The 19,146-nt window shown below is 60.9% G+C and carries 10 protein-coding genes; 1 reads left to right on the forward strand and 9 read right to left on the reverse strand.

Features of this window, described 5'->3' with window-relative positions; genetic code table 11:
* Positions 1-139: 139 nt before the first annotated feature.
* A complete protein-coding gene (locus tag BLR44_RS13250) occupies positions 140-1,477 on the forward strand; it encodes an MATE family efflux transporter (RefSeq protein WP_218127065.1) in 1,338 nt (445 codons plus the stop codon).
* 15 nt (positions 1,478-1,492) lie between these two features.
* On the opposite strand, the gene BLR44_RS13255 is transcribed toward BLR44_RS13250, so the two are convergent.
* The 9 genes from BLR44_RS13255 to BLR44_RS13295 all read right to left on the reverse strand — a co-directional run bounded on the left by BLR44_RS13255 (position 1,493) and on the right by BLR44_RS13295 (position 19,136).
* Positions 1,493-3,028, reverse strand: coding sequence for a glycoside hydrolase family 43 protein (locus BLR44_RS13255; RefSeq protein WP_245706059.1), 1,536 nt, complete (start codon positions 3,026-3,028; stop codon positions 1,493-1,495).
* Positions 3,029-3,174: 146 nt separating this feature from the next.
* Positions 3,175-5,169 carry a sialate O-acetylesterase gene (locus BLR44_RS13260; protein ID WP_245706050.1) on the reverse strand — a complete coding sequence of 665 codons (1,995 nt, stop codon included), beginning with the start codon at positions 5,167-5,169 and terminating at the stop codon, positions 3,175-3,177.
* A 143-nt stretch (positions 5,170-5,312) separates the two neighbouring features.
* Positions 5,313-7,817: a glycoside hydrolase family 95 protein gene (locus BLR44_RS13265; protein ID WP_089682858.1), complete on the reverse strand. Its 2,505-nt coding sequence runs from the start codon at positions 7,815-7,817 to the stop codon at positions 5,313-5,315.
* A gap of 485 nt (positions 7,818-8,302) precedes the next feature.
* A complete protein-coding gene (locus BLR44_RS13270; protein WP_089682594.1) occupies positions 8,303-9,439 on the reverse strand; it encodes an endo-1,4-beta-xylanase in 1,137 nt (378 codons plus the stop codon).
* Positions 9,440-9,595: 156 nt separating this feature from the next.
* Positions 9,596-10,891: a non-reducing end alpha-L-arabinofuranosidase family hydrolase gene (locus BLR44_RS13275; RefSeq protein ID WP_176956027.1), complete on the reverse strand. Its 1,296-nt coding sequence runs from the start codon at positions 10,889-10,891 to the stop codon at positions 9,596-9,598.
* Positions 10,892-11,109: 218 nt separating this feature from the next.
* Positions 11,110-13,254 carry an endo-1,4-beta-xylanase gene (locus tag BLR44_RS13280; RefSeq protein ID WP_089682597.1) on the reverse strand — a complete coding sequence of 715 codons (2,145 nt, stop codon included), beginning with the start codon at positions 13,252-13,254 and terminating at the stop codon, positions 11,110-11,112.
* Positions 13,255-13,280: 26 nt separating this feature from the next.
* The gene (locus BLR44_RS13285; protein ID WP_089682599.1) at positions 13,281-14,306 is read right to left on the reverse strand and encodes a DUF5627 domain-containing protein; all 1,026 of its coding nucleotides are present in this window, start codon (positions 14,304-14,306) and stop codon (positions 13,281-13,283) included.
* A gap of 48 nt (positions 14,307-14,354) precedes the next feature.
* Complete coding sequence (locus tag BLR44_RS13290) at positions 14,355-16,091, reverse strand: RagB/SusD family nutrient uptake outer membrane protein (RefSeq protein WP_176956028.1); 1,737 nt, start codon at positions 16,089-16,091, stop codon at positions 14,355-14,357.
* 24 nt (positions 16,092-16,115) lie between these two features.
* The gene (locus BLR44_RS13295) at positions 16,116-19,136 is read right to left on the reverse strand and encodes a SusC/RagA family TonB-linked outer membrane protein (protein ID WP_089682602.1); all 3,021 of its coding nucleotides are present in this window, start codon (positions 19,134-19,136) and stop codon (positions 16,116-16,118) included.
* Between the last annotated feature and the right edge of the window lie 10 nt (positions 19,137-19,146).

The raw sequence follows: 19,146 nt of genomic DNA on the forward strand, positions 1-19,146 counted from the left end.
CGAAGATGCACGTCCGGCCTCAACGAAGCCCATGCGTTGTGAACGATTCCGACAACTTCCGCGGCAAGCGTACGCGGGTTGGAGTGCATCGCACAGAAATGATACCTTGCAGTCGCTTTTGTAACCTCTTCGCGCACGGTTGAAGTCCACAACACCTTCTTTGCAGGGCTGGCAGGCCCACAAGCATTTGCTGACCCTCGCCTTTCCCATGATCCTGGCGAACAGCACCACGCCGTTGCTCGGGTTGGTGGACACCGCCGTGATGGGCCATATGGATTCGGCGGCCATGTTGGCGGGTGCTTCCATCGGGGCGCTCATCCTGACACAACTTTACTGGGTCTGTGGCTTTCTGCGCATGTCGACCACCGGCTTGAGTGCCCAGGCCAAGGGCAATCCCCGGGAGCCGGTGCTGCAGTCGGCCAAGGTGCTGTGGCAGACGGCCGGCGTCGCGGCTCTGCTGGGGCTGGTGATCGTGGCGCTCCAGTGGCCGCTCTGGCAGGTGGGCATGGGGCTAGCCGCTCCGCCCGCCGAGGTCGCCACCCACGCGCAAGCCTATTTTTCGGTGCGGGTGTGGGGAGCTCCGGCGGCGCTGCTAAATCTGGTGCTGATCGGCTGGCTGGTGGGGCAACAAAAAACGCGCACGGTGCTGGTCATTCAGGTGGTCGGCAACTTGTTGAATGCCGTATCGGATCTGGTGCTGGTGCTGGGGTTGCAGATGTCGGTGCCGGGCGTAGCGCTGGCGAGCGTCCTGGCCGAGTACGCCATGATGGGCATGGCCGGGGCCTTTGCACTGCGCATGTGCGCGGGCGTAGCGCCTCACCGCGACTGGTTCAATGCGGCGGCCCGGCGCATGCTTCTTAAGCTCAACGGCAACATGCTGATCCGCAACCTGGCGCTGCAAGCCTGTCTGGCCTTCGTTACCCTGCAAGGTGCCCGACTGGGCGAAACGGCCGCCGCCGTCAATGCGCTGTTGATGCAGTTTTTTGTGTTGATTGCCCTGGGCCTCGACGGCATTGCCTACGCCGTGGAAGCCCTGGTCGGGGAAGCGGTCGGGGCGGGACAGGCAAAGCAGGTCGTCGTCCAGACCCAACAGGGATTGCTCTGGTCAACGGTATTTGCGTTGGTCTATGCAGTTGGCTTTTTCAGCGGCGGCCCCTCCCTCCTGCGCCTCCTGACCGACCTGGACGATCTGTACCGGGCGGCGCTTCCGTACCTGCCGCTCATGGTGGCGCTGCCTCTGCTTGCCCACTGGTGCTTTCTGTTCGACGGCGTCTTTGTCGGGCTGACGCGCTCCGCCCCCATGCGCGACACGATGGTGGTCAGTGCATTGCTGGTCTTCTTCCCCGTCTGGTGGTTCACCCGGCAGCATGGCAACGTTGCGTTGTGGTACGCCATGCTGGCCTTTCTGCTGGCGCGGGGCATCACCCTGGGTGGGTTCTTCTGGCGACTTACACGTCGACAGGCCTGGCTCCGTTGATGCGTCTGCGCGGCGTTACGGGTGCTTGGTCACCTCGTCGGTGATGCGGAAGTAGTCGAAGTCTGCGTAGCCACCAGGCGTCTGGGTCGCGTAGGTAAACAACCCGAAGCGGTAGCCCATAAAGTGCGGCAAGGTGTATTCCATGTGCAACTCGTTCCCGATCCGGGTCCAGGTTTTTCCGTCGAGGCTATAGAAAAATGTCGCCACATCGCGACGGTCGCGGAAATCGCAGACGGCCCGCAGGTAGACGGTTTTCTGATCGAACGGCACTTGTTGTGCCTCTTCCGCCCGACCCGATTCGGCATTGACCATCACGAGCGATTTGCGTCCGTTTTCGTACTTCACCCCCACCCAACCGTATTTCTGTTGCAACAGCGCCAGGCCCGCCCGGTCGCCTTCTTTCAAGTGAGAAACGTCAAGGGCAGTCGTCCCGGCGCATTCCGGCCCGATGGTGCGCTGCGTCAGCATGTTGCGGACTAACATCAACGTGGTATCGACCCGCCCGGTGGTCAGGCGTAAGAAACCCTTGCGCCCGGTAAGCGACCAGTGCTCGTTGTCGGGATTGTGGTTCCACTGCCAGACCAGCGGCAGGGCAGGCTCGCCTTTTTTCCGGGTAAATTCGTCGGAATGCACCAGTCCGGGAATCAGTCCCTTCGTGGCGGGCAAGCCTTCCAGCGTGTCGGGTACTTTGCCGTCGATCCCCAGCACCGGCCAGCCGTCTTGCCAGGTCACCGGCACCAGATACGGGATGCGGCCCACCGCCCCGTAATCGCGAAACAGGTACGCGTACCAGTCGCCGGCGGGTGTGTCGATCAACCCGCCCTGCGCTACGCCTTTGTCCTGCAGGGCGACGCGGCCTTCGTAAGGACCGGTAATTTGGTCGGCCCGGTGGATCAGAACGGTGCGCATGCCCCCTTTGGGCCAGACGATGTTGAACAGGTAGTATTTCCCCTTCACCTTAAACAGCTGAGAGCCCTCCGCATTCAGGCCGATGTTCGGCCCGGCGGGAGCGTTGGCGTTTTCGATCAGTACACGTTCGGTGCCTTCTTTCACGCCCGAGAGGTCGCTTTTTAGTTCCACCATGCGCAGCGTGCCGCCACCCCAGATCATGTACACCTTCCCGTCATCATCGAAAAAAATCGTGTGGTCATGGTAAGAGGGCGCAAACGAAGCGACCTGCCAGGGACCTTGCTCCGGATCTTTCGTCGAGAAGATGTAGGTCTTGCCGGTAGTTTGCGCGAACGTGGAGACATAGAACGTGCCGTTGTGGTGGCGGAGGCAACTGGCCCACGAGCCGCGTCCGTAGGTGCTCTTCCCGTTCATCAGGTTCAGGTCGTCCTGATCGGCGAGGGTGTCGTAGGCATAACCGATCAGTTCCCAGTTGACCAGATCGGTCGATTTCATGATGGGCACACCCGGGCTCATGTGCATGGTGGTGCTGCTCATGTAGTAAGTGTCGCCGACGCGTATCATCGACAGGTCGGGGACGTCGGCGTGGAGGATGGGATTCTGTGCGCGGAGGGTACCTGCCCCCCAAAACGCTACCAACATCCACAGGAAGGCGATTCGCTGAAAAATCATTCGTTTCTATTTTCGCTAAGAAGTTCGATGGGTTCACGCAAGTACGTAGCCCCTCCCGGTCCAGCCGGAAGCGTTGTGGTGCTTTTGTGGCACGACGCCTACACCCCCGTGTAGGATTATTTTCCTTCGTCGGTGCGGAACGGTGAGGCCGGAAGCCCTTCCTGGTTGTACAGATTGGCGCCGCGCGGATTGTCCGCCCAGGCGTAGCGCACGTACCGGGGGTTCGGCACCTGGTCGCTCCACACCACCACCGTGTTGCCCTCGATTTTGGCATGTGCCCAGACAAACTTCTTGTCCTCTCCGGCGATGGCAAACCACTTCAGGTCCTCTCCGTCGTGCGACACCAAGCCGCTTCCCACCTGATCGAACTGAAGCACCATCCGGTCGCCTTTGATCTCGGACGAACGGTACAGCGGGCCGGAATACACCACGTCCTGGCGACCATACGCCACGTTCAGGGCCGCCAGGGCCAACCGGTCGCCAACGGGCTTTTTGTTGTCGGGATGGATGTCGTTCCACTCCCCGAGGTCGATGGCCACGGCCATGCCCGTATGAGGCACGTGCAGGCTTTTCAGCTGCGCCTCTCGCAACCGGGCCCAACTGCTTTCGGAGGGTTGGTAGTCCACGTCCATAAAGTTGGGGAGTTGCACGAACAAAAAGGGCAGGTCGGGCTGGCCGGTCTGGTTCCGCCAGTCGGCAATCTGGGCGGGTTGCAACTGTTCGTATTCTTCCGGCCGCCCGGCGTTGCTTTCGCCCTGGTACCAAATGCCTCCCTTGAGCGTGACCGGCAACAACGGCGCAACCATGCCGTTGAACAGGGCCGTCGGCTGGTTCTGTGCCGAAATGCCCCCGGGAGGGGCCGCGTTGTTGCGGGGGTAGACCGCCCCGATCTTGTACTGCCAGTGGCCCTGCAACTCGATCACCTGATCGCCGACCGACAATTCGTACGGTTTGTCGGGCACAAAGCCGCCGCTCCATCCGTAGCTGACCACACGCACGACCAGTTCGTTTTTACCCGGCTTCAGTACGCCCGCCGGCACCGTATAGCGGCGTTGCGGGTACTGGTACGACGTGCTGCCGACCTCTACGCCGTTCACGTAGGCGACGTCGGCGTCGACAATGCGCCCCAGGGCCAGCCGGGCGGGTTTCCCCACCATCGAAGCGGGCACCGTGATTTCGCGGCGGTACCAGACCACGCCCGAGAGGTTTTTCAGGCCGACGTTCTGCCAGAAACCCGGCACGTCGATGGGGTACCAGTTCCGGGGTTCGTAGTCGGCCGCGTACCAAGGCGGTGTGGCCGCCAAGCCCTGGTCTTCGGGAGTACGCTTGGCTTGCTCGGCACGGACTGCCTGTGCTTCGCGGTTGATGCGGTTCACCGCCGCCGTGTCTTTGTTGCGCTCGATGGTTTCAACCAGGTCCGGAAAGGCCTGCAACCCTTCTTCGCTGGTCCACGCTTCGATGGGCGTACCACCGACGCTGGTGTTGATCAGCCCGATGGGCACGCCCTCGGCTTCGTATAACTTCTTGGCAAAGAAATACGCGACCACCGAAAAACGACCGATGTTTTCGCGGGTGGCGGCTTTCCAGCTCCCTCCGGGCAACTCTTCGGCCGGTCCGGTCAGGTCGGTCGCGGTCGGCACCAGAAACTGACGAATCTCCAGATCGTTGGCCTGCGCCACCGCCTCGGCATACCGCTCCTGGTGCAGTTCCATGTAGTGCACCATGTTCGACTGGCCCGCGCACAACCACACATCGCCCACCAGCACGTTGCGCAGGGTGATCTGATTCGTCGCCGAAATGTCCATCGTGTAGGGGCCTCCGGCCTTCAGCGGTCGGGTACGCACCTGCCACTTGCCGTCCGTTCCGGTTTTGGCCTTGTAGCGCTTTCCCTGAAAGCGGATGCTCACTTGCTCGCCGGGCGCAGCCCAGCCCCAGAGTTGCACGGGTTTGTCGCGCTGCACCACCATGCTGTCGCTGATCAGCCGCGGTAGTCTCACCTGCCCGTAGAGCGTGGTGGACCCCAGCAAGCTACACAGGCCGACAAAGACGAGTTTTTTCAGGAGTTTGGGGAAGGGCGAAAAGGCAGACAGGTACGGCAGAGAGGTGTTCACAAGAGGTGGTTTTGGTAGAAGATCAACAGATCGCCTTTCGGCAGCATAACACGGTTTTATCGTGTGTACGGAAATACGGTAAACAAACAAGACGGGCAAGGTAATTCGCAGCTGCGACTCGCAGCCGTCTCCCGCGCGCTTTTCTAGCGCGTCCGTGTGAAAACATAGCGTTTCCCTTTTTCAGTTTCCACCTCGTACAGGCGGGTGTCGGAGGTCGGCGCGGGTCCCGTTGTCGCGCCATCGGCGACGAGGGGCGTTTTGATAGCCGCCGTCCGGTAAAAAGGATTGGGATTTTCGCCGGTGGCTTCGTTCAGCGTCGTGCCCTCCTCAGCCTGAAGGGTCTGCGTCGTACGGAGACGCAACACGCCCCCCAAATTCGAGGTCACCACGAGGCGCTCCACGTTGCCATCGGACCAGGTCAGCTCGTCGAGGGTAAATCCACCCCGGGCCCGCAGCCCCGTTACCGTGCCTTGCGGCCAGGCGTCGGGCAGGGCCGGCAGTAGCTGCACGGCCCCGTCGTGGCTCTGCACCAGCATCTCGGCGATCCCGGCGGTACAACCAAAGTTGCCGTCGATCTGGAACGGCGGATGAGCGTCCAACAGGTTGGGATACGTGCCGCCGCCGTGTTCGCCCTCGCCCTGACCCGCCGGTGAGAGCTGATCCTGAATCAGCCGGTAGGCCCGGTTGCCGTCCAACAGGCGCGCCCAGAAGTTGACCTTCCAGCCCATCGACCAGCCCGTCGATTTATCGCCGCGCGCCACCAGCGAGGTGTGGGCGGCCGCAAACAGGTCCGGGTGCCGGAGGGGGGAAATCTGGTTGCTGGGGTACAGCCCGTACAAGTGTGAAATGTGGCGGTGCTTGTCGTCTTCCCGGTCCCAGTCCTGCATCCATTCCTGCAACTGCCCCCACCGACCAATCTGCATGGGCGGCAGGCGATCCAGTCTGGCCTGCACGGTGTCGACAAAGGTCGCATCGCGGTTTAGTATGCCGGCCGCCTGAATCAGGTTGGAAAACACGTCGAACACCAGTTGGTTGTCCATCGTGGTTCCGGCAGCCATCGAGCCGCCGTGCGGGTGTGAGTTCTCCGGCGACATGGAGGGCGCTACCACCAGCCAGTGGTGACTCGGCTCTTCCTGCAACACGTCGACGTAAAAAGTCGCTGCGCCTTTCAGCAACGGATAGACGTCCCGTAGAAAAGCTTCGTCGCCGGAAAAAAGGTAACGCTGCCACAGGTGCTGCGACAGCCACGCGCCACCCATCGGCCAAAGCCCGTAATAAGCGCCGTCGACCGGGCCGGTGATGCGCCACACGTCGGTGTTGTGGTGGACCGCCCAGCCCCGGGCGCCGTACATCTGCGTGGCACTTTCCTGCCCGGTGACCGACAGTTCCTTGAGCATGGCGAACAGCGGCTCGTGCATCTCGGGGAGGTGGGTCACCTCAGCCGGCCAGTAGTTCATCTCGGTGTTGATGTTGATGGTGTACTTGCTGTCCCACGGCGGAAAGAGCTGATCGTTCCAGATGCCCTGCAAATTGGCGGGCTGGCCGCCCGGCTGCGAGCTGGAGATGAGCAGATAACGCCCGTATTGAAAGTACAGCGACACCAGACCAGGATCGTGCCCCGTCGCGAACTCCCGCAGGCGCTCGTCGGTCGGCTTCTGCAGCGAGTCGGTCGTGCCCAGGTCAAGCGAAACCCGGTCGAAAAACTTCCGGTAGTACGCGCTGTGGGCCGCTTTCGCTGCCGGATAAGGCGTTTGCTGCGCGGCCTGCAACCGGTCGGCGGCGCGTTGCGCAGCGTTGCCCGTCAGATCGTGGTAGTTGTTGAAGTTGGTCCCGACCGACAGGTAAAGTGTGGCGGCATCGGCCCCCTGGATCTGCAACGCGCTATCGGTCGTAACCACCTGTCCTCCTTCCACCTGCGGCTGTACCAGCGCCTGAAACGCCACTTGCCCGGTTTTGTTGTCGGCACGGCCCGACGTGCCGGACAGCACCAACTGCTGCCCCGCCGTTTGCACCTGGTGGGTCTTCTGCGGCGTTTCCACCCGCACGTTGAAGGTCAGGCTACCGGGCCGGTCGGCTTCCAGCCGCACCACGATCACGTCGTCGGGAAAGGAGGCAAACACCTCCCGCCGGTACTGCACATCGCCCACCCGGTAACTGACGGACGCCACGGCCGTGCCAATGTCCAGATCCCGGTAATAGTCGGTTGGGTTTTCGTGGCCGGGAAACTCCAGGAATACGTTGCCTACCGTCTGGTACGGCATGCCGTAGTTGTTGTCTTCCGTTGGGTGGCGGGGCAGCACTCGGTTGCCCAGATCCTGCGCCTCCTGGTACTTCCCCTCAAAGAGCAACCGGCGGATGTCGGGCAGCGCCCCCTTCAGCGCCGGAATCAGGTTGTTGCCGGGCTCTCCGGCCCACACCGTCTCTTCGTTCAGTTGGAGGCGTTCCTGCCCGGCCCCGCCGAACAGCATTACGCCCAGCCGCCCGTTGCCGAGGGGCAGCGCCTCGTTCCAGTCGGCGGCGGGGGTATTGTACCAGAGTTTGAGCGGAGCAGATGCCGCCTCGGTCGGTGTTTTTGTGTCCTGAACGGTGCTGCACCCGGAGCACAGCAGAAATAAGCCAGCCACTAGTGTGGCAACTAAACATCGCATGGAAAAACGGTTATAAATGATCGGTACGCCCTCCGGCAAGTTCATGTGTGATCAAAAGATGTGTTAAGGCAGTGATGAAGTCAGCCCCGCGCATTACATAGAGACCCTCGCTTGTCAAAAACAACTCACCGACCAGCCGAAAACTTTGCTCCCCCTGGTACCTTCACCATCCGGGCGATTGCGTCAGTGCCCACTCATAGCTCATTTCGCTGGCTGCGATCATCCGAAAAATCATCGCTCTTCTTGGGCTGTCACTACTCCGAGAGTATCATTCGCTTCTTGTCCTTCTATGCATCGAGCTTCGGTAGAAAGCTCCCTTCGCCCTCTTCCTGAAATGCTCTGAGAAATAGAAACGAAGCCGAGAGAAGTCCGGGACAGTTGTTTTCTCCTGTAAATAAAGACTTTGCTCAACCGCTTGTCTACCCTTGCACATCGAAGTGCCCTGATCGATCCTTAGATTCCTGACGTTCATGCGAGCCGAATACTTACCGGCCCGACGTGGCGGCGGCTTCTTTCGCAATGGCCCTGACCACCGCTTTGGGGCGGTTTTGCCGGTCCAGCAACAGCGGATAGTCGGTGCGCCCCCGGATGGGCCAGTTGTTGCGCCACGAGTCTCCGTCGTTCACGCCCCAGAGCGTGACCCGCGAAATTTTATCCTGGTGTTTGAGAAACAGTTTGAAGAAATCCAGACAGCGCTGGTCGAACGCCTGGCTCACCGAATCGGGCAGGCCATTCGGATAAGGGTTCATCTTTTCGCTGTAGGCGGCGTTGGCCGACACTTCGGCACCCGCATTTTGCCACGGCGAAGGCAGCACGGTCAGGTCGAATTCGGTGATCATCACCTTCACCCCCAGGGCCGCAAACGCCTCCAGGCTCTGCTCGAAATCGCTCAGTGCCGGGTAGTCCAGCCCCACGTGCCCCTGCATGCCGATGCCGTCGATCCGTACGCCCTGCTGCTGGAGTTTTTGCACCATCCGCACCACGCCCGCCCGCTTGCCGGCGTTGGCCATCGAGTAGTCGTTGTAGTACAATTCGGCTTCGGGGTCGGCCGCGTGGGCAAATTCGAAGGCCAACCGCACGAAGTCCTCACCGATGATCTGGTAGAACTTGCTGTCGCGCCAGGAGCCGTCGTCGAGAATGGCCTCGTTCACCACATCCCAGCCCTTCACACGGCCTTTGTATCGCCCCACCACGGTCGAAATGTGGTTGCGCATGCGCTCGATCAGCACTTCCCGCGACACGTCCTTGCCTTGGTCGTCGACAAAAAACCAACGGGGGGCCTGCGAGTGCCAGATGAGCGTGTGCCCCGTTACCCACAGGTTGTTCCGCTCGCCGAGGTCGACAAACCGGTCGGCCAGGGTAAAGTTGAACTCGCCCTCGCGCGGCTGGATCTGGCCACTTTTCATGCAGTTTTCGGCCACAATGGCGTTAAAGTGGCGGGTAATCACGGGGAGCGCCTCCGCGTCGCGGCCGGTAATCTGGGCGGTGTTCAGCGCCGTACCCAAGTAAAATTTTCCGGCCAGTGCATCTTTCAGGGCAGGTTCGGCCGGGGGCGGAGGCGGCTGCGCCACGGCGCAGGCCAGGCACAAAAAAATGCCCAGCGGAATCAGTTTCAGGTTCATAGTCAACGTTAGGTTTGGTTGGTTGCTGCGCCACCCATGCCAGCTCAACGAGACGGCGGGCGCTAAAAAAAAGAGCGTTGTAGCACACGGTTGGCGCTGCCGTATGGCGCCACCGTTACGTACGTAAATCGGCCGTGAGGGACTTCCCCAGTCGGTCTAATAATTGCGGATCACGCCCAGGTCGTAGGGAATGTTGCCGTAGCTGCCGTAGTTGCCGTTGACCACGCCCTGAATCAACAACTGGCATCGGTTCAGGTCCTCTACTTCCAGCCGCTCGTCCACTCCGGCGCGGATCACCTCCACGTGCGAGACCTGATCGGTCCAGTGGTCGGCCAGGTCCACCAGATCTTCCTTGTGCGCCCAGTTTTCTGCCAGCTTGGTCCAGGTGCCGCCCAGGTCCGAGGCCTCCCAGAGTTCCTGATGGCGGGCGATGTCTTCCACAATCATGTAAAAATGCCCGTCGGCTTTGTTCTTGTACACATGAACGGCCTCAAACGTTTGCGTGGCGACCACTTCCGGCTCCGACCAGCCGTGCGGAAAATCGGCGACGGACGTGCTGCGGCGTTTGATGGTGAACGAGCCATCCTGGGCGGAATAAAAACAGTAGACCCGATTGCCGTCGGCGATACACCAGAAGTCGATTCCATCGTTGAAACCCATGGGCTGCACGGGCGTCCAGCCGTCGGGATCGGTCAGGTCGGGGTTGGTCGAAAACGACGCCCCCACCCCACTCTGGAAGATCAAGTACCATCGTGATTTTTCCTTAAACCAGAAGACCTGCGGAGCGCAAAAGTAGCCGCCCGCCTGCAGCGACCCTAAAAAATGGTGCTCGGCGTCTTTGAGGGCGGTCAGGGTTGGTGCGGCGGCGTATCCTGTTCGCCAGCGCGTCGAATCGCGCCCCGTAAAAAAGAGGTGATATTTCCCCTCGTAATAAACAATGCTGGGGTCTTTGACCGACACCTCATCGAACGCACCGGCCGGTCCGTTCAGAAAATTCCGGGCCTCTACCTTCCAGGAGGGTGCCAGGTTCACCTGAGGCGGACGCACCCTCTCCGTTCCGGCCGCCTGAGTGAGCACGACGGACGTATCGCGCAGGCGATTTTGCCCACCGTCCAGCGCTTGCAGGAAAAGCGTCTGTTGGTTGGGCACCGTATCCGGGTTGGCGCTGTACTGGATGTCCACTTCGATGGTCACCTGTTCGCGTTCCGCCGAGCCGCCTGCCGCAGGCACAATCGCTTCCATAAAGGGCTGCCCTTCGGAAGCCGCCTGGGCGCGCAGGTGCCATTGGGTGTACGACGACGTGACGGTAACGCGCAGCGTTCCGCCTTCGGCGGGCAGCGACTCGCTCGCCAGCTGCATCCGGAGTGACGGAAGGCGGGCGGGTTCCTCGTGCGTGCAGGCGCTTAACAAGAGGGTAGCCAGCGACCCCGTCAAAAAAAGTGTGTGTATCATGCTGTCTAAAACGTGTGTCATGCGGTGCCGTGCAGAGAGCGGTTTTAGTTAAAAATTGAGGCGACCACGCAATGCACTTCGTGACGAGCGCCAGCCAGGTGTCGGGATCATCCACAATTTCCTCAAAAAATGCTTGACGCGGGCAGTGAGGAAAGAAGAGCGGCACCCGGTCCGGCACCGCTCTTTCGCTCATCCTTACTAAACTAAATCAACGTGTATCAACGTCCTTTGAGTCCTTCGGCAAACCCCGCGTAAGCCGGTTTGCGCGTAAACTGCAGGTTCCAGAGTCCCTGTTTTTCGCCCGGCAGCCACGAAGCGTTCGCGGGGCTATCGGTGACGCCCCAGACCGTGATGCCGTAGCGCTGCGCCTCGGGGATGTACTGGTGGTACATGTCCACCACGTAGCGGTACATCTCCGCCTGACGTTGCAGAATGTCTTCGGTGGGCTCGGCCGTATTTACACGTACGTCCAGCTCCGACACCTTGATCAGCTTGCCGGTGGCGGCCAGCAACTCGAACATGGCGGCAATCTTTTCTTTATCGGAATCGATGCTGATGTGCATCTGCGTGCCGATGCCGTCCACGGTAGCCCCCTGGCTTTCCAGGTAAGCGACGTAGTCGATCAGGCCCTTGCACTTGTCCAGGTTGTATTCCAGGTTGTAGTCGTTGATGAAGAGAAGGTCGCCCTGGTTGCCATACTGCCGGGCCAGTTGGAAAGCGGTCACGGCGTAGTCTTTCCCCAGGTAATCTTGCCAGTAAAACTCATCCGAGGCCAGGGTTTTGCCTGCGCCGGTTTTTAGCTTGCTGGGCTGGCCATCGTCCATTGGTTCGTTCACCACGTCCCAGGCTTTCACGTGCGTTTTGCTGTTACTGACCATCCCGGAAATCCAGTTTTCCAGCGCTCCTGCCAGAATCTGCTCTTTTTCTTCCGGTGTTTTTTCGACGACGGTTTCGCCGGCACTGGAGCCACCGGAGGCTTTGCGCAGCACAAAGTTGTCGAGGTAGACGGTGCCGGCCATGCTGCCGTAGCTGATGATCAGCACCAGGCGGTCGTCGCGCGTCGTGGTGGTGGTCAGTTCCACCTTCGTCCATTCGTTGGCGAGGTAAACCGTCCCGAACGGATCGTTGCCGTCCTGCCACGAGGCGCTTTGCATCTCAGGCCGGATGTCGCCGTTTGGGTCGTCGTGTTTCGCGTAGAAACTCAGCACGTATTCTTCGTTGGGATCGAGGGTTTGCCCGAGGTTAAAGGCCGACTGCACTTCCCAGAAATTTACGGCCGACGGGTTGGTCACTTTGAGCGCGTAGCCGGTGTTGCCGTAGCCTTCGCCCTCCGCCGAAAGCTCGCGGGTCGACTCGTTGCCCCAGCCGCCCCAGCCGTCGATGTTGCCCGCCTCGAAGTCACCGTTCGGAATCAGGTTTTCGACGGCCTGTTCTCCGTTGATGTCGTAGATGTAGAAGTTGTTCACGTCCACGTAGTAGGTCACGTCGGGCTGATAGCCCAGCACCAGTTTCGCCCGGAAGGAGGTGCCTTCCACGTCGCTGATCTGCAACTTCACCCGTTGCCACGAGGTCATGGTCTGGAACGTTTCGGTGGCCTCGCCGGTGTTCATCCAGTCGACCACCGGCATGTTTTCGGTAAGTCCCTCGAATACCACCCTGCCTTCGCCGGGGCGGTCTGATTTGATGTAGACGATCACCTCGTAGGTGCGGCCGGGTTCGGCGGCAATTTCGGGCGTGACGAGGTACAGGGCATCGGGCTGCGAAGCACCCGCTTCGGCCGTCAGCCGAATGGCCGGGGTGCCGCTGCCGGCCCCTTCGTTTTCGACGATGGTGACGCCCGTTGCGCTGGTTTGCCATCCCTCGAACGAGGCATCGTGCAGGCCGGACTGATCCAGTGCATTCGCGACGGACGGCGGGGTGATGATCAGCGGACTGATGAGCTTGTTGAGGTAAGCGGCGTTTTGGTTGGCGTGCCAGCAGAGGGTGTGTCCGTAGACCGAAAGGCCCGCGTTTTCGGTCATGGCGAACAGGTCGTTTACGGCATCCAGCGCCAGGCTTCCGTCTGCCTGCACCACCGCGCCGTGTTTCATGGCGTAGCCGAGCGTAATCTCTTCGAAGTTGCTGTTCACCAGCCGGTGCAATACGCCCTGGCTTCGGTAATCGCCGAGCGAAACACCCGCCCCCAGTTTGAAGTGCGCATTGGCGTCTACGTACGACTTCAGCGCGTCGTAGGCGTCGATTTCCTCTTGCATGGCCACACGGAGGGGTTTCTCGACCTTGAACTCCAGCAGTTCGTCTTCCGCGCAGGAGGCGGTGCCCAGTACAATCAATAACGATAGCCCTATTTTCGGTAGATAGTTCATATCAGCGTTTCGGATGTTGAGAAAATTTACTCGGCGATGGGCGTGAACGTTTCGAACGCGACGCCCCGGTCACGCAGCACGAGTGTATCTGTCGCAGTAACGTAGAGCGCCCCGGCCTCGATCTCGTAGCTGAGGTAGAGGGCATCGCGGTCTTTTTCGCCCCAGCTGTTCTTTTCCCCTCGCTTCACGAAGGTGCCGCGGCCCGTCGCGGTGACGTTCTCTACTGCCGACGAAACGGTGCAGTTGCCGTCGCCTTCGAAGGTCAGCGTCAGGGTGCAATCGACGTTGTAGCCTTCCGCGTCTTTGAACACCAGCGGAAACGAGACTTCGTTTAGCCCCTGCGTGACCAAGGCGTTGACTTCGTCGTACTCCACGTAGGCTGCGTGCCGGACCACGGTGTTGGTCTCGCCGCCCTCACGCTCGATCAGGTCCTGACCGCGACGCAGGTAAAAGCCGTGCCAGGGGTTGACGTACTTCACGGCATACAGAATGTAGTCTTTGGGCTGCACACTCCAGTCGGCCGTCACGCCCCGGCGGGGTTCCGCCACCAGCGGCGTACCGGACAGAATGCTATCGGCGTTGGTCACGTCCGACATCCGCAGCGGAATGACGTACGTGTTTTTGAGTGCAAGCGGGTCGGCAAAGAACGCATCCGTCAACTGCACTTCCACCCCGCCGGTCATTTCGCCTTTGGGAATGACGATCTGGTCGGAAAGCAGTTCGAAGTGGGTGGCGGGCATGGCCCGGATGGCGCTGCCGTCTTCCTTGAACTGCAAGCCCGCCACCAGCGAATTGTCCAGGTCGATGTCGATGACCACGTCGTTTTTGTTGTCGTAGACGCCACCGGTCGTGGCCATAATTTTGCACTTGTGCTCGTTGTCCAGCGACGTATCGAAAATGTCTTCCCCCAGTGTGATGGTCCGCACGGGCGACTGGTAGGCGAAGTAGGTCGCCTGGTAGGCGTAATCGGGGAAAACCCACTCCTGATTCTGGCAGGCCGCCAGGGCCGCCAACAGGCTCAACGAAGCGAAAAGGGTTATTTTTTTAGGCATTATTCCTACAAGTTTTGAGTAAGGGATAAGAGAGTGTGGCGGTGCCGACTACCAGCCCTGGTTCTGCACCAGGGCGTCGAACTTCAGGATCTCGCTGTACGGAATGGGACCGTACTGCATGTAGTCCTGGAAGAACCGGTTCTCGACCGCGATGGTCGCATGGTTTCCACCTTCGATCCGTACGCCCTGGGCCGGTTCGGTCAGGTCGGCGTTCCACCGGCGCAGGTCCCAGAACCGGAAGCCTTCGAAGCACAACTCCAGCCGCCGCTCGTTGCGGATCAGGGTGCGCATGGCCGTCGGGTCGGCTTTGATCGATTCGAGGTAGGTATCCGGCTGGGCGATGCCGGCCCGCTGCCGCAGGGCGGCCACCACGTCGTAGGCAGAAAATCCGTACGCTCCCATGCCCATCGGTCCCCAGGCTTCGTTGGCGGCTTCGGCGTAGGCGAGGAACAGCTCTGTGTAGCGGATGCGCGCCTTGTAGTGCCGCTGCGTGTTGGTTGTCACGGGGTTCAGGTTCACGTCCTGCCGCAGCAGTTTCCGCAGGTAGTAGCCGGTGCGGGTCGAGGTTTCCACCCGGTTGAGGGCGTCGTTGGTAGTGCCGTCGGCCGCGGTGACGATGGTCGTGTTGCTCGGCCCGGCCGTGCTGCCGTTCACCAGAATGTAGCGTTGCAGGCGCGGGTCGCGGTTGGCGTACGGCTGGGTCGGATCGTACCCGCTGGCCGGGTCAGCAATCGGGTATCCGTTGGCCATCGGAAACGCGTCCACCAAGTTTTGGGTGGGATTCAGGCGACCGCTGCCGTACAGCGTAGGCGGAAAGTGCTGCTGCTCCAGGTCGTTGCTCTCGCCCACGTCGCTGCGCCAGAGAATTTCGGGCGGATTTGTGCCGGACGCCAGGTCGTTGATTTCCCCGGCGTTGGCGTACCAGGTCGCCCCGTTGGGGTCCATTCCCCCAACGCCTCCGATCAGGTTCAATACCTCTCCGGCATGGTGGGCGGCATCTTCCCAGGTCGTCGAGGTCCCGTTGCTGTACGCCGGGCTGGCCGCCAGCAGGGCTGCCTGGGCCCGGATGGCTTTGGCGATGCGGCCGGTCATGCGCAGGCGGGCGTAGTGCCCGAACACCCGGTTGTAGTCGTCCAGGTTGGTGTATCCGTCGGGCAGTTCGGCAGCGTCTTCAAAGTCGAGTGGTAGGAGCTGCTCCGCCTGGGCCACGTCGCTGTAGAGCTGCTGCATACAGGCCTCGAACGTGGCGCGTTCCTTGTTGAAATCGGAGTCGGTTTGTTCCGGCTCCAGCAGGATTGGCACCCCCAGCAGTTCGCCGTTCGGCCCCCAGCCGCCGTGTGCCTGCAACAGGTAGTACATGTACAGCGCGCGGAGCCCGTACGCTTCCCCCTTCAGCCGATCCCGGAACATGGCGCTCACCGCTTCGTCGGTGGCCCAGGTCACCTTGTCGGCTTCGGCCAGGAAAATGTTCATGTACTGAATGGCCGCTTTGGCGTTGGTCCACTGGCTCAGCGGGTTGTTGTTGGCAGTCCACTGCCCGGTCGCAATTTCCCGGTAGTCGTTGCTGTTGTCGTTGCTGACCGCGTCGTCGGTCGCCACGTCGTTGAACGACCAGCCGTTGGTAGGAATCCGGGTGTAGCCGTTCAGAAGAATGCCCTGCGCGTATTCGGCCTCTCCGTACATATCCTCCAGACCGCGGTTGTTTTCGATGGCCGGCGTAAAGAGATCGTCGCAACTGCTAAGGACGAAAAAGGCCGCCAGCGCGAGTAATAACGTTTTATTCATCTCGATGGGTGGTTTGAAGTCAGGTTAGAAGAGGGCTTTCACGCCCAGGTTGTAGAAGCGGGTCTGCGGGGCGCTGCCCACGTTCAGCTCCAGCATCTCGCGTTCCGGCGCCAGGGTCAGCAGGTTGGCGCCGCTCACGTACACGCCCAGTTCGCGGAGAAATTTGTTGCCGAGCACTCCCGCCGGAAGCTGGTAGGAAAGCTGCACCTTGGCCAGGTCGAACCGGTTGGTGCTGTAGAGCCAGAAGTCGGACGCACGGAAGTTGTTGTTGCTGTTCAGCGTGGTCAGCCGCGGGTAGGTCGCGGTGGCCGCGGTGGCTTCCGTCCAGCGGTCGCGCACCACCACCGAGTATTTGTCTTCGCCGTCTACCCAGAAGTAGGCGTTGTCTTTCATGGCCTGCGCACCGAACCGGCCCACGCCCAGCGCAAACAGGGTGAAGTTTTTCCACTTGGCGGTCAGGTGCACGCCGGTGGTCAGCGGTGCGCCGAACCAGCCACCCCGACCCAGGTACACTTCGTCTTGGGTGTCGATCACGCCGTCGCCGTTCTGGTCTTTGTATTTGAGGTCGCCCGGTTTGACTTCGCCGAACGCCTGGGGCGTGGCATTCAGGATGTCTTCTTCATCCCGGAAAAAGCCTTCGCTTTCCAGCCCCCAGATGGCATCCAGCGGCTTACCCGCACGATTCTGGTAGGCATTTTCGTACATTTCGGCGCGCTTGGTGGCCTTGGTCTCAAAGTACATGCCCGAGAGCCCCAACGTCCAGTCCACCTGCCCGAGGCGCCGGTTCAGGTTCACGTTGAAGTCGAACCCGATCCGCTGGTCGTCGTCGTAGTTGACGTACGGGATGAACGAAGAATTGGGCCAGCCCGTCGCGAAGTAGCTGGGATACAGCACCGAGGCCTGCACCACATTGCCTTTCAGCTTGTTGGCAAACACCGATCCGTTCAGGGTCAGCGCGCGGTTGAACAAGGACGCTTCCAGCCCCAGGTTAAGTTCTTCGCGCCGCGCAAACGTCAGGTCCGGGTTTTCGCCCCGCCGCGAGTCGGTCGAGCGGTTCAGCGCCCCGTCGCGCCAGCTGTACCAGGAGCCGTCGGTCTGTGTGTAGATGCTCTGGTAGAGGTAGTAGTCGTCGATGTCGAGGTCGGTATGCAGCACCCCGGCCGACGCGTACAACTTCAGGTGGTCGAGTGCCGCCACCGACTTCAGGAAACCTTCTTCGCTCACGAGCCAGCCCAGCGAAACCGAGGGCGAAGGCGCCATCCGGTTCCCTTTCGGCAGTTTGGCCGAATGCACCAGCGCCCCGTTGAAATCGACGAAGTACTTGTTGCGGAAATCGTAGCCCAGGTGGAGCCCCAGGTTGGCGTTGCTGGTTTTGTGGTACATCGCCGACCGGGCCTGCTGGAAGCCCGCGGCAATGAGCATGGCCGACAGGTGGTGGTCATCGCGCACGGTCGTCTGGTAGTTGAACTGCCCCGAAAAAGCCACCGTTTGCCCGTACCAGCTGCCGCTGATGTTCTGCACGCCCGACTTGGAATCCTGCCCGTACTTGGTCAAACTACTGATCTGGTCGAACCCGGCGTAGGTATTCCAGGTGGGCTGGTAGACCGCGTAGTTGTTATTGTACGATTGATTGTAGGACGTCTGGTAGTCGACGCCGAAACGCGACTGGAACGTCAGCCCTTTGAGGAGGTTGCGGAGGTTGGCGCTGATGCCCGTGTTGAACTGAAACTGACGGCTGGTGAACTTGTTGTACCCTCCGGCGTAGGTCGCCGCAAACGGGTTGGTCTGGTCCAGTTGCGTACCGCCCAGCAGGTACTGCCCGTCGATCAGGTGGTTGCTGTTGCTGATCAGTTGTTGCGACGCCTCGTCGCTCTCTTCCACCATACTGATGGGAATCAGGGGCGCAAACCGGTACGGACGCAGGGTGGCGGCGCTGTTCCAGTAGTCGGTGTTGACGCCGCGCCCGTTGTAGTAGATGGCGGCCGCCCCGATCTCGCACGAGATGTAGTCGTTCAGGTCGATGTCGACGTTCCCCCGGATGTTGAAACGCTGGGCGTAGTTGTTGCGCGCTTCACCGAAATTCATCAGCGAGCCTTCCGTCCAGAACCCCACGTTGGTGTAATAGCGGGCCATGGCGTTGCCTCCCGAAATTTCCATCGTGGCGTCGCTCCGGTTGTAGGTCTTCTTCAGGTACTCGGGCGAGTAATAGTTGACGTTAGGATACCGGTACGGATTGAGGCCAGCGGCATAGTTGTAGATGGTTTCGTCACTGTAGAGCGGCTCCAGCCCGTCGTTGCGGCGCGCCTCGTTGTAAAGCGTCATGTACTCGGCCGATCCCAGGTACTTCGGGTACTGCTTCGGCACGTACTGGCCGGTGTTGGCCCGCACCCGGATCTGCTGCCGGTCGTGGATTCTGCCTTTTTTGGTCGTGATGGCGATCACCCCTTTGGCACCCCGGCTGCCGTAGAGGGCCACCGCCGCTACGCCCTTCAGGAACGTGATCTGCTCGATTTCGGTCGGCATGATGCTGCCGATTTCGCGCGGCACGCCGTCGATCAGCACCAGGTTGTCGGTCATGCCCCACAGGTTGCCGTTGAAGCCACCTGCGTACGCTTCCAGTCCGTCGAGCGGATAGGTGATGTAGTTTTCGTCGAGGATGTCGGGCAGATTCACGACCGAGACCGCGCCGGGCAGGTGGTCGCTGTCGACCTGCCGGTAGGCCACCTGCACCAGGGCGTCGGCGGCGGTCAGGTCCACGGTCAGGTCCTCTGCCGTTGCGTCTACCTCCCGGGGCTGAAAGCCCGGCGCGCTGATGGTCAGCCGGGCACTCGGCGAAGTTTCCAGCGAAAAAGCGCCGGTCGCGTCGGTGACGGCTTCGGCGGCGTCCTGGTCACTGCGCACGACGGCTCCTTCGACCGGCGCTCCGTCCGGGCTGCGTACCAGCCCGCTGATCGTCGTTTTTGGGGTCGTTTGCGCCCACAGTGCCTGCGGTAACAGGGCGAACAGTGCAGCGACCACCAAGCTTATCGATACATAGTTTTTCATGATTGCTCTC

Origin of the sequence: Catalinimonas alkaloidigena (assembly GCF_900100765.1) — a bacterium.
Lineage (GTDB): Bacteria > Bacteroidota > Bacteroidia > Cytophagales > Flexibacteraceae > Mooreia > Mooreia alkaloidigena.